At 73.0% G+C, this 11,918-nt stretch carries 11 protein-coding genes; all 11 read right to left on the bottom strand.

From position 1 onward, the window contains the following. Positions 1-510 precede the first annotated feature (510 nt). Positions 511-1,773: a tyrosine--tRNA ligase gene (gene tyrS, locus EDF34_RS10345; RefSeq protein WP_123371240.1), complete on the bottom strand. Its 1,263-nt coding sequence runs from the start codon at positions 1,771-1,773 to the stop codon at positions 511-513. Positions 1,774-1,828: 55 nt separating this feature from the next. Beyond that, positions 1,829-2,536, bottom strand: coding sequence for a DNA-3-methyladenine glycosylase (locus EDF34_RS10340; RefSeq protein WP_233575312.1), 708 nt, complete (start codon positions 2,534-2,536; stop codon positions 1,829-1,831). Positions 2,537-2,615: 79 nt separating this feature from the next. Beyond that, the gene (locus tag EDF34_RS10335; RefSeq protein WP_123371238.1) at positions 2,616-3,203 is read right to left on the bottom strand and encodes a uridine kinase; all 588 of its coding nucleotides are present in this window, start codon (positions 3,201-3,203) and stop codon (positions 2,616-2,618) included. Beyond that, the gene (gene argH, locus EDF34_RS10330) at positions 3,188-4,603 is read right to left on the bottom strand and encodes an argininosuccinate lyase (protein WP_123371237.1); all 1,416 of its coding nucleotides are present in this window, start codon (positions 4,601-4,603) and stop codon (positions 3,188-3,190) included. Before argH ends, EDF34_RS10335 begins: the two co-directional genes overlap by 16 nt. After that, positions 4,596-5,834, bottom strand: coding sequence for an argininosuccinate synthase (locus EDF34_RS10325; RefSeq protein WP_123371236.1), 1,239 nt, complete (start codon positions 5,832-5,834; stop codon positions 4,596-4,598). The genes argH and EDF34_RS10325 overlap by 8 nt, the downstream gene beginning before the upstream one ends. A gap of 32 nt (positions 5,835-5,866) precedes the next feature. Further along, positions 5,867-6,394, bottom strand: coding sequence for an arginine repressor (locus tag EDF34_RS10320; protein WP_123371235.1), 528 nt, complete (start codon positions 6,392-6,394; stop codon positions 5,867-5,869). After that, the gene (argF, locus tag EDF34_RS10315; protein WP_123371234.1) at positions 6,391-7,323 is read right to left on the bottom strand and encodes an ornithine carbamoyltransferase; all 933 of its coding nucleotides are present in this window, start codon (positions 7,321-7,323) and stop codon (positions 6,391-6,393) included. The genes EDF34_RS10320 and argF overlap by 4 nt, the downstream gene beginning before the upstream one ends. Next, positions 7,320-8,597, bottom strand: a complete 1,278-nt coding sequence (locus tag EDF34_RS10310) for an acetylornithine transaminase (RefSeq protein WP_123371233.1) — start codon at positions 8,595-8,597, stop codon at positions 7,320-7,322. The genes argF and EDF34_RS10310 overlap by 4 nt, the downstream gene beginning before the upstream one ends. Beyond that, on the bottom strand, positions 8,594-9,583 hold the full coding sequence (gene argB / locus EDF34_RS10305) for an acetylglutamate kinase (RefSeq protein WP_123371232.1): 990 nt from the start codon (positions 9,581-9,583) through the stop codon (positions 8,594-8,596). Before argB ends, EDF34_RS10310 begins: the two co-directional genes overlap by 4 nt. Then, the gene (gene argJ, locus EDF34_RS10300; protein WP_123371231.1) at positions 9,580-10,782 is read right to left on the bottom strand and encodes a bifunctional glutamate N-acetyltransferase/amino-acid acetyltransferase ArgJ; all 1,203 of its coding nucleotides are present in this window, start codon (positions 10,780-10,782) and stop codon (positions 9,580-9,582) included. The genes argB and argJ overlap by 4 nt, the downstream gene beginning before the upstream one ends. Beyond that, complete coding sequence (argC, locus tag EDF34_RS10295; RefSeq protein WP_123371230.1) at positions 10,779-11,855, bottom strand: N-acetyl-gamma-glutamyl-phosphate reductase; 1,077 nt, start codon at positions 11,853-11,855, stop codon at positions 10,779-10,781. The genes argJ and argC overlap by 4 nt, the downstream gene beginning before the upstream one ends. Positions 11,856-11,918 lie beyond the last annotated feature (63 nt).

The raw sequence follows: 11,918 nt of genomic DNA, 5'->3' as shown, positions 1-11,918 counted from the left end.
GGGCGGAACCAATCAGATTCGGCTGAATCGGAACCCAGAACCTCACGGGGTGAGGACCGAGCTCCAGTCTCAACCAAGACCCGCACGATGGCGGGCCATATGGCATCGACTACTTGGCACACTGTTGAGTTCTCAAGGAACAGACGCTCTTTCGTCCAGACCCGCAGGTCCTTCTCGAGAGGCTTTCCGTTTTCCAGCCTACCAGATTGTTTTTCCTGGTCTGCCGGGCACTTCCAGCGAATCGTTTTTCCCGATTCCCTTTCGGCTTTCACTACTCTAGCGGGCTTTTCCAGCCCCCCAGACCATCCGGTCTGTGACGCTCGTTGCCCTGGCCCGTCCGGTTCCGAGGCGCACGAAGCACCTGGATCTCGTTCGGGGGCGGCCGCCTGCGGGACCAGCCACCGAGGTTCGATCCTCGGTGTCCGTTCCTCCCTGCCGGGCGACCTCGAGAACATTACGCGGGCAGGACCGGCCTGGCAAATCCCCTGGCGGTGACGCCGGTCACCACGCTCAGGCGGCGGTGTCGACGACCCCGAGCGTGCGCTTGCCGCGACGGATGACCGCCCACCGGCCGTGCAGGAGGTCCTCGGCGCGCAGGACCGCGTCGTCGCCGGCGACGCGGACGTTGTTGACCGACGCGCCCCCCTCCTTCACCGCGCGACGGGCCTCCGACTTGCTCGCGACCAGGCCCGCCGAGGCGAACAGGTCCACCACGAGGTCGCCCACCGCGCCGGCTGCCGTCGGGAGCTCGGCCACGGCGGCACCGAGCGTCGCTGCGTCCAGGTCCTCGAGCGAGCCGCGGCCGAACAGCGCCTGGCTCGCGGCGACCACCGAGTCGGCGGCGTCCGCGCCGTGAACCAGCGAGGTGACGTCGTGCGCGAGGGCGCGCTGCGCCTCCCGCGCCGCGGGTCGCTCCGCGACGGCGGCCTCGAGGGCCGCGATCTCCTCCCGGCTCCTGAACGTGAACACCTTGAGGTAGCGGGCCACGTCGGCGTCGTCGGCGTTGAGCCAGAACTGGAAGAAGGCGTACGGCGTCGTCATCTCCGGGTCGAGCCACACCGTGCCTGACTCGGTCTTGCCGAACTTGGTGCCGTCGGCCTTGGTGATCAGCGGTGTCGTCAGCGCGTGCACGGCGACGCCCTCGGCCTTGCGGATGAGCTCGACGCCCGACAGGAGGTTCCCCCACTGGTCGGAGCCCCCGGTCTGCAGCGAGATCCCGTGCCGGCGGTGCAGCTCGAGGAAGTCCATGCCCTGCAGGATCTGGTAGCTGAACTCGGTGAAGCTGATGCCCGCGTCGCTGCTCAGGCGCCGGGCGACGGTGTCCTTGGCGAGCATCGTGCCCAGGCGGTAGTGCTTGCCGACGTCCCGCAGGAAGTCGATGGCCGACATCGGCGCGGTCCAGTCGAGGTTGTTGACCATCGTGGCCGCGTTCTCGCCGTCGAAGCGGAGCAGGGGCGCGATCTGGTCGTGGATCCGCGTGACCCAGCCCGCGACCACCTCGGGCGAGTTCAGAGTCCGCTCGCCCGCCATCTTCGGGTCACCGATCAGGCCGGTCGCGCCCCCGACGAGCGCGAAGGGCCGGTGGCCGGCGTCCTGCAGGCGGCGCACGGTGAGGATCTGCACCAGGTTGCCGATGTGCAGGCTCGGCGCCGTGGGGTCGAAGCCGCAGTAGAGGTTCACGGTTCCGTCGGACAGCGCCGTGCGCAGCGCGTCCAGGTCGGTCGTCTGCGCGATCAGGCCGCGCCACTCGAGCTCGTCGAGGATGTGGTTCACGGGGTTCTCCAGAAGATGAGGGCATGGGCGAGGGGGCGCTGCCGACGTCGTCGCCTCAGGGGGCGTCTACCGACGTCGGCGGCGGATACGCCGGCCGGTACGCGGACACGGTGCGCTCGTTGGTCAGCCAGTAGCGCCACGGGAACCGGTTGCCCTCGCCGCCCGCACCGGACACGCCCACGCGTGGGCCGCTGGCGTGCGCGGGCTGCACGGCCGTCTCGTGCCGGTGCAGCACCACGCTCCCCCCGGCCTCGGTCACGTCGGCGCCGTTGGCGTCCCGGTCCAGTCCCAGGCACACGGCCAGGCGGGCGGGGCCGCGCGCGAGCTGGCGCTCGGAGTCCACGACCCCGACCCGCTCGCGGCGGGACCACGCCAGCGCGGAGCCCTCGACGATCTCGCCGCCGCGCAGCAGGACGGCGGCCGCGCTGCCGGTGGGCTCGGCCACGATGTTGAGGCAGTGGTGCAGGCCCAGGTGGCGGTAAACGTACAGGCGACCGGGCTCGGCGAACATGACCGCGTTGCGCGCGGTGCGGCCGCGGAAGGCGTGGGAGCCCGGATCCGCGTCGCCGCCGTACGCCTCGACCTCGGTGATGCGGACGGTCACGTCGCCCTCGGGCGAGCGGGCCGTCAGGTACGTGCCGAGCAGGTCCCGGGCGACGAGGTGGACGTCGCGGGCGTACCAGACGCGCGCGGGGACCTGGACGAAGGCCGCCGGCTCGGCTGCGTCCGGCGGCCGCGGGACGTCCCCGGGCCAGGTGCTCACGCGCTCATCCTGCCGCACCGGGCAGTCCGCGCGCTCCGGAGTCCACCAGCCGCGCCGAGGACACGAGCCACCGGTCGGCCTACGGGAGCGACCCGCCGACGACATCTCCCAGCGAGTCGAGGCACACGTCCGCCCTCGCACGCGTGCGCTCACGGGCGAAGTGCGCGGACTCGTCGCGCATCCACTGCTCCCAGTGGCTGCGGGCCGCGGCGCCGTCCCGGGCGAGCCCGCGGGCCAGGCGGAGGTCGTCGGGCGCCTCGACCCAGACGCGCACCGACGCGAACGGGTCGACGAGGCGCCGCGCCGATCCGCAGCCCTCGAGGACCAGCAGGCCGGGGAGGGGCAGGTCCACCCACTCGGCGAACCCGCCCTGCCCCCAGTCGTAGCGCTGGTAGCGCGCGGGCCAGCCGCGGCGCAGCGGCTCCAGGACCTGAGCCGAGAGGCGTGGCCACAGCGAGCCGTCGAGCCCGGACCAGCCTTCGTACAGGTCGTCCAGGTGCAGGACGGCGGCCTGCGCGGACTCCGCGGCGAGCGCGGCGGCGAACGTCGTCTTGCCCGAGCCGGCGGGGCCGTCGACGCACACGACGCGGACCGGCCCCAGCCCCGGCGGGCGCGCACGGGCCGAGTCGACGACCCGGCGCGCCGGCGTGGTCAGCGTGTCGTCCACGCCCGGAGGTTCTGGACCTGGCTGCGGGCGTTGCCGAGCTGGTTCGCGACGGCCGACGGCGCGGTGCCGCCGATCGCGGAGCGGGACGCGAGGGAGCCCTCCACGGTCAGCACGTCCCGCACCCCGGGGGTCAGGTGCGGCGAGATCGCAGCGAGCTCGTCGTCGGTCAGGTCCCACAGCTCGATCGCCGGCTCGTGCTCCTCGCAGGCCCGGACGCAGGCACCCGCGACCTCGTGCGCCACGCGGAACGGCACTCCCTGACGGACGAGCCACTCGGCGATGTCGGTCGCCAGCGAGAAGCCCTGGGGCGCGAGAGCCGCCAGGCGCTCGTAGTCGAACGTGAGCGTCGCGACCATCCCCGCGAACGCGGGCAGCAGCACCGTGAGCTGGTCGACCTGGTCGAAGACGGGCTCCTTGTCCTCCTGCAGGTCGCGGTTGTACGCGAGCGGCAGGCCCTTGAGCGTGGCGAGCAGGCCGGTCAGGTCCCCGATGAGGCGCCCCGCCTTCCCGCGAGCGAGCTCGGCGATGTCCGGGTTCTTCTTCTGCGGCATGATGCTCGACCCGGTCGAGAACGAGTCGTGCAGACGCACGAAGCCGAACTCCTTGGTCGACCAGAGGACGACCTCCTCCGCCAGCCGCGAGATGTCGACGGCGAGCATCGCCGCGACGAAGGCGAACTCGGCGACGACGTCCCGCGACGCCGTGCCGTCGATCGAGTTCTCGACCGGGCCGCTGAACCCGAGCTCCTCGGCGACGGCAGCGGGGTCGAGCCCGAGCGACGACCCGGCGAGCGCACCCGAGCCGTAGGGCGAGAGCGCGGCGCGGCCGTCCCAGGAGATCCACCGGTCGACGTCGCGCATGAGCGGCCACGCGTGGGCGAGCAGGTGGTGCGCGAGCAGGACCGGCTGCGCGTGCTGCAGGTGCGTGCGCCCGGGCATGGGTGCGTCGCCGGCCGCCTCCGCCTGCGCGACGAGTGCGTCGACGACGTCGAGCACCGCGCCGGCGAGCGAGCGGGCCTCGCGGCGCAGGTACATCCGCACGAGGGTCGCGATCTGGTCGTTGCGCGAGCGGCCGGCGCGCAGCTTGCCGCCCAGGTCCGAGCCGGCACGCTCGATCAGGCCCCGCTCCAGGGCGGTGTGCACGTCCTCGTCGTCGGGCGCGGGGCCGAACGCCCCGGACGCCACGTCGGCACGCAGCACCTCGAGCGCCGCGACCATGCCCGCGACCTCGTCGTCCGACAGCAGGCCGGCCGTGTGCAGCACGTGGGCGTGCGCGACCGATCCGGAGATGTCGACGTCCGCGAGCCGCCAGTCGAACTGGGTGGACCGGGACAGCTCGACGAGCGCCGAGGCCGGCCCCGACGCGAACCTGCCGCCCCACAGGGCGAGAGGCTCAGGCATCGATGCCGCCCTGGCTGCCGAGGTCCACGCCGTTGCCGAAGCGGACGTCGCGCGCGGCGGCCAGCTTGGAGGACAGGCCGTAGATCTCGATGAAGCCGCGGGCGGCCGCCTGGTCGAACGTGTCGCCCGTGTCGTACGTCGCGAGGTTGAAGTCGTAGAGCGAGGCGTCCGAGCGGCGGCCGGTCACGGTCGCGCGGCCGCCGTGCAGGACGAGGCGGACGTCGCCGGAGACGTAGCGCTGCGTGTCGTCGATGAACACGTCGAGCGACTTCTTCAGCGGGCTGAACCACTGACCGTCGTAGACGAGCTCCGACCAGCGCTGCTCGACGTTCCGCTTGAAGCGGGCCTGCTCGCGCTCGATCGTGACGTTCTCGAGCTCCTGGTGCGCCGCGATGAGCGCGATCGCGCCCGGGGCCTCGTAGACCTCGCGGCTCTTGATGCCGACGAGGCGGTCCTCGACGATGTCGATGCGGCCGACTCCCTGGGCGCCCGCGCGGCGGTTCATCTCCTGGATCGCCTGCAGCGGGGTGACCGGCACGCCGTCGAGCGCGACGGGCACACCCTGCTCGAACGTGATGACGACCTCGTCGGCGACGGGCGGGAACGTCGGGTCGTCGGTGTAGGTGTAGACGTCCTTGGTCGGGCCGTTCCAGATGTCCTCGAGGAAGCCGGTCTCGACGGCGCGGCCCCACACGTTCTGGTCGATCGAGAACGGGTTGTGCTTGGTCGTCTCGATGGGGAGCTTGTGCTTCTCCGCGAAGTCGATGGCCTTGTCGCGCGTCAGGGCCAGGTCGCGGACCGGCGCGAGGCACGTCAGGTCGGGCGCGAGCGAGGTGATGCCGACCTCGAAGCGGACCTGGTCGTTGCCCTTGCCCGTGCAGCCGTGCGCGACGGTCGTGGCACCGAACTGGCGGGCCGCGCGGACCAGGTGCTTGACGATGACGGGGCGCGAGATCGCCGAGACTAGCGGGTAGCGGTCGAGGTACATGCCGTTCGCGCGCAGCGCGGGCATGCAGTACTCGGAGGCGAACTCGTCGCGCGCGTCGGCGACGTAGGCCTCGACGGCGCCGCAGTCGAGCGCGCGCCGACGGATGACCTCGAGGTCCTCGCCGCCCTGGCCGACGTCGACGGCGACGGCGATCACCTCGGCGCCGGTGGCCTCGGCGATCCAGCCGATGCCGACGGAGGTGTCCAGGCCGCCGGAGTAGGCGAGGACGACGCGCTCAGTCATGGTTCTTCCTTCTGTTCTGCGGGGTGATGGGTTCAGTGTCGCGCGTCGGGCCGCGCGTCGGAGGCAAGCGCGAGGAAGCGCGCCGCCAGGGCTGTGCCGGCCTCGGGCCGGTCGTCGCGGGCGATCACCAGCACGGTGTCGTCGCCGGCGATGGTGCCCAGCACGCTGGGCAGCACGGAGTGGTCGATCGCGGACGCGAAGAACTGGGCGGCGCCCGGCGGGGTCCGCAGCACGACGAGGTTGCCCGACGACTCCGCGGTGAGCAGGAGCTCCTCGCACAGGCGCGCGAGACGGGCCGCGAGCATCTCCGTGTCGGGCGGCGCGGACCGGACCTCACCCTCGGCGGGGACCGAGTACACGAGGCCACCGGTGGGCGTGCGCACCTTGACCGCGCGCAGCTCGACGAGGTCGCGGGAGAGCGTGGCCTGCGTGACGGTCACACCTTCGGCGACGAGCAGGTCGGCGAGCTGCTGCTGGGACGCCACGGCGCCGCGGGCCAGCAGCGCGCCGATGAGGGCGTGGCGCGCGGCCTTCGTCTGCGGGACCGTCGCCGTGCTCATGCTCGCTCCAGCAGCCAGGACAGCAGTGCCTTCTGGGCGTGCAGCCGGAACTCGGCCTCGTCCCACACGACCGACTGCGGCCCGTCGATCACGTCGGCGGTGATCTCCTTGCCGCGGTAGGCGGGCAGGCAGTGCAGGACGATCGCGTCGGGCTTGGCGAGCGCGAGCGCCGCGCCGTCCAGGCGGAACGGCACGAACGGCGTCTCGCGCTCGTCGGCCTGGTCCTCCTGGCCCATCGAGACCCACGTGTCGGTCGCGACGACGTCCGCACCGGCCACGGCCGCGTCGCGGTCGTGCAGGACGGTCACGGAGCCGCCGGTCTCGGCGGCGATGCGCGCGGCGTCGGCGAGGATGCCCGCGTCGGGCAGGTAGCCGTCGGGCGTCCCGATCCGCACGTGCAGACCGGCCGTCGCCCCGCCGAGCAGGTAGGAGTGCGCCATGTTGTTGGCGCCGTCGCCGACGTATGCGAGCGTCTGGCCGGCCAGCCGGCCGGTCCCGCCGCGGTGCAGGGCGATGGTGGCGAGGTCCGCGAGAACCTGGCACGGGTGGAAGTCGTCGGTCAGGGCGTTCACGACGGGCACGCCGGCGTGCTCGGCCATCTGCTGCAGGCGCTCCTGCGCGTGGGTCCGCCACACGACGGCCGCGACCTGGCGCCCGAGCACGTGCGCCGTGTCCGGGATCGACTCGCGCGTGCCGATCTGCGCGAGCTTGCCGTCGACGACGAGCGGGAAGCCGCCGAGCTCGGCGATCCCGGTGCTGAAGGAGACCTGCGTGCGCAGCGTCGGCTTGTCGAAGATGACGGCGACCGCGTGCGGGCCGGACAGCGGAGTGCGGATGTACCGGTCGGAGCGGAAGGCGAGCGCGAGCTCGAGGACGTCGCGCTGCTCGCTCGGCGACAGGTCGTCGTCGCGCAGGAAGTGCCGCGTCACGCGTTCGCCTCCAGCTCGTGCGGGAGCGCCGCGAGGAAGTCGACGAACGTGCCGGCCTGGTCGTCGGTCAGGACGAACGGCGGTGCGAGCCGGATCGTCGTCGGACGGCACGGGTTGACGACGAAGCCGGCCTCGAGCGCCCGCGCCGCGACCTGCGGGGCGACCGGGGCGGTGAGCTCGATGCCGATGAGCAGGCCCTCACCGCGTGCCGTCTCGATCAGCGGGTGACCGAGCCCGGAGATCCGGGTGCGCAGCCGCTCCCCCAGGCCGGTGACGTGCTCGAGCAGCCCGTCGCGCTCGATGACGCCGATCGTGGCGAGCGCGGCCGCCGAGGCGACGGGGTTCCCCCCGAACGTCGTGCCGTGCTGGCCCCGCCCGATGAGCGTCGCGACGGCGTCGCCGTAGGCGATGAGCGCACCCACCGGGAACCCGCCGCCGAGGCCCTTCGCGACGGTGACGGCGTCAGGCACGACTCCCCCGCCGACGTGCGGGAGCTGGTGGGCGAACCACGTGCCGGTGCGTCCCATCCCGGTCTGCACCTCGTCGAGGACGAGCAGCGCGCCGTGCTCGCGGGTCAGCTCGCGTGCCCGGGCCAGGTAGCCCGGGGGCAGCGGCAGCACGCCGGCCTCGCCCTGGATCGGCTCGACGAAGAACGCGGCCACCGGCTCGCCCTCGAAGGCGGCCTCGAGCGCCGCGGTGTCCCCGAACGGCACGAACTCCACGCCGCCGGGCAGGGGCTCGAACGGCTCGCGGTAGGCGAGCTTGTGCGTCAGCGCGAGCGCGCCCATCGAGCGACCGTGGAACGCACCCTCGAGCGCGAGGATCCGGGTGCGGCCGGTGCGACGGGCGAGCTTGAAGGCCGCCTCGTTCGCCTCGGTGCCCGAGTTCGTGAGGAACACGCGCGAGCCCGCCGGGGCACCCGCGAGGCCCAGGAGCCGCTCGGCGAACGCGATCTGCGTCGGGCTCGCGAAGAAGTTCGAGATGTGGCCGAGCGTTCCCAGCTGCGCGCTGATCGCGGCCGTCAGCGTCGGGTGTGCGTGCCCGAGGGCGTTGACGGCGATGCCGCCGAGCAGGTCGAGGTAGCGCGTGCCGTCCGCGTCCCACACGTAGGGGCCCTCGCCGCGCACGAGCACGCGCTGCGGGGCGCCGAACGTGTCCATCACGGCGTGCGTGTACCGGTCCGTCCACTGGGCGACGGAACCGTCGACCGTCGGCGTCAGGCCGCCGTCGACGGGGGCGGCCGCGCGGTGGCGACCCGTGCTGAGCTCGGTCATGCGGTCACCTCGGGGGTCGGCACCTGGGGGATCGGCGCGGTGTAGAACGTGGCGGCGGGCTCATCGCCTGGGGAGTCGCTGTCGGGGAGCACCATCGTCCCGATCCCGTCGGACGTGAAGACCTCGACGAGGATCGAGTGGGGCGCCCGGCCGTCGATCACGTGGGCGCGGCCGACACCGCCCTCGACCGCACGCCAGCAGGCCTCCATCTTGGGCCGCATGCCGGAGTCCAGGCCCGGCAGCACCTCGGCGAGCGCGCCGGCCCGCAGGCGGCGCACGAGCGAGGACCTGTCGGGCCAGCTGAGGTAGAGGCCCTCGACGTCGGTCAGGACGATGAGCTTGCGGGCGCCCAGCGCGATGGCGAGCGCGGCCGCGGCCGTGTCGGCGTTGACGTTGAGCACCTGCGTGGGGTCGTCGATGTCGGGCGCGACCGTGCTGACCACGGGGATCCGGCCCGCGTCGAGCAGGTCCTGCACCGCCCCCGGGTTGACGTGCACCACGTCGCCGACGAGCCCGACGTCGACCTCGACGCCGTCCACGACCGCCGTGCGGCGCCGCGCCTGGAACAGGCCGCCGTCCTCGCCGGACAGGCCCACGGCGTGCGGGCCGTGCGCGTTGAGCAGGCCGACGAGCTCACGGGAGACCTGGCCCGTGAGCACCATGCGCACGACGTCCATCGCCTCGGGGGTCGTGACGCGCAGGCCGCCGCGGAACTCGGACTCGATCCCGAGCCGGTCGAGCATCGCGTTGATCTGCGGGCCCCCGCCGTGCACGACGACCGGCTTGAGGCCGACCTGGCGCAGGAACACCATGTCCTCGGCGAACGCCCGCTTGAGGTCCTCGTCGACCATCGCGTTGCCGCCGTACTTCACGACGACGAGCGCGCCGGCGAACTTCTGCAGCCAGGGCAGCGCCTGGATGAGGACCTCCGCCTTCTGGTCGGGGCGCAGGTCGGTCAGCGTGTTGAAGACGAACTCGTCGCTCACGTGGAGTACTCGCTGTTCTCGGTGACGTAGGCGTGCGTGAGGTCGTTGGTCCAGACCGTGACCACCTCGCCGCCTGCGTGCAGGTCGATGAGGACGTGGATCTCGCGCTGCGCGGCGAGGTCGACGCTCGAGCGGGGCTCGTGGGCGCCGCCCGCCCGGCACACCATGACGCCGTTGATCGTGACGTCGAGAGCCTCAGGGTCGAAGGCGGCCACGCTCTCCGGGACGGTGCCCACCTGGGCGAGCACGCGACCCCAGTTCGGGTCGTTGCCGAACATCGCCGCCTTGAACAGGTTCGAGCGGGTCACGGCGCGGGCGACAGCAAGGCCCGCGGCCTGCGTCTCGGCGCCGGTGACGGTCACCGCGATGTCGTGCGAGGCGCCCTCGGCGTCGGCGACGAGCTGACGCGCGAGATCGGCCGCGACCGCCGTGACCGCGGCGGCGAAGCCCTCGGGGTCGGGTGTCGCGCCGCTCGCGCCGCTGACCAGGAGCGTCACGGTGTCGGACGTCGACATGCAGCCGTCGGAGTCCACGCGGTCGAAGGTCTGCGAGGTCGCGGCGCGCAGCGCTGCCTCGGCCGTGGCGGCGTCGACGACCGCGTCGGTCGTGATGACGCACAGCATCGTCGCGAGGGCCGGCGCGAGCATGCCAGCGCCCTTGGCCATGCCACCGACCGTCCACGTCCCCCGGTCGCCGTCGATCGTGATCTCGGCGGTCTTCGGCACGGTGTCCGTCGTCATGATGGCGACCGCGGCGTCGTGCCCGCCGGTGGTGGTCAGGGCCGCGGCAGCGACGTCGACGCCGGCCAGCAGCGTCTCGATGGGCAGCCGCTCCCCGATCAGGCCGGTCGACGCGACGACCACGTCGCCCGCCGAGACGTCCAGCGCGGCACCGACCTTCTCCGCGGTCCGGTGCACGTCCAGGAAGCCGTCGGGTCCCGTGCAGACGTTCGCGCCGCCGGAGTTGAGCACGACCGCGCTGACCACGCCGTCGCTGACGACCTGCCGCGACCAGACGACCGGGTGGCCGACGACGCGGTTGCTGGTGAAGACCCCGGCCGCGACCTGGAGCGGGCCGTCGTTGACGACGAGCGCCAGGTCGGGACGGCCGGAGGCCTTGAGGCCCGCGGTGACGCCGCTCGCGCGGAAGCCGGCCGGCGCGGTGACGCCGGCCGATTGCTGGTCCGTCGTGGTGCTCACGGTGCGACTCCGTCCAGGGGAAGGCCGAGCGTCTCGGGCAGCCCGAGCGCGAGGTTGAGCGACTGCAGGGCGCCACCAGCGGTGCCCTTGACCAGGTTGTCGATCGCCGTGACCGTCACGACCCGGCCCGCGGCCTCGTCGACCGCGACCTGCACGAGCGCCGTGTTGGCGCCCAGCGTCGAGGCGGTCGTCGGCCACTGACCCTCGGGCAGCAGGTGGACGAAGGGCTCGTCGGCGTAGGTCTGCTCCCAGGCCGCCCGGACCGACGCGGGGTCGGTCCCCGGCACCAGGCGGGCGGTGGCGGTCGCGAGGATGCCGCGCGCCATCGGGACCAGGGTCGGCGTGAACGAGATCGAGACCGCGTCGGCCCCCGCGGAGCGCAGGTTCTGCGCGATCTCGGGGATGTGCCGGTGCGTGCCGCCGACCGCGTACGGCTGCACGGAGCCGAGCGCCTCGGAGGCGAGCAGGTGGGTCTTGAGGCTGCGCCCGGCGCCGGAGTAGCCGTTGGCCAGCACCGCGACGAGGTCCTGCGGCTCGATCAGGCCCGCGGCGACGCCCGGCTGCAGCCCGAGCGTGACGGCGGTGACGTTGCAGCCGGGCACCGCGATCCGGCGGGTGTCCGCGAGCGCGGCACGCTGTGCGGCTGCGGTCCGCTCGCCCGGGTGCAGCAGCTCGGGCAGGCCGTACGGCCAGGTCCCGGCGTGCTCGCTGCCGTAGAACTGCTCCCAGGCGGCCGGGTCGACGAGCCGGTGGTCGGCGCCGAGGTCGACGACGATCGCGTCGTCGCCCCGCGACGCGAGCTCGGCGGCGATCGCGCCGCTCGCACCGTGCGGCAGCGCGAGGACGACCACGTCGTGCCCGGCGAGGTTCTCGGTGCTCGTGGCGGCCAGCACGCGGCCCGCGAGCGAGCGCAGGTGCGGCTGGTGCGCACCCAGCGGCGTGCCGGCGTTGGAGTGGGCGGTGAGTGCGCCGATGCTGGCCTCGGGGTGCGCCAGGAGGACCCGGAGCATCTCCCCCCCGGCGTACCCGCTGGCTCCCGCGATCGCGACCGAGAACGTCATGTGCATGAACATACACAGGACTGCACGAAGATACGAACCTGGTGCTCGGAATGTCCCGCACCAGTATGGGCGTTC

This window comes from Cellulomonas sp. PhB150, assembly GCF_003755175.1.
GTDB lineage: Bacteria > Actinomycetota > Actinomycetes > Actinomycetales > Cellulomonadaceae > Cellulomonas.
Note: the sequence above shows the minus strand (reverse complement) of the source record. Positions and strands in the feature narration are given on the sequence as shown.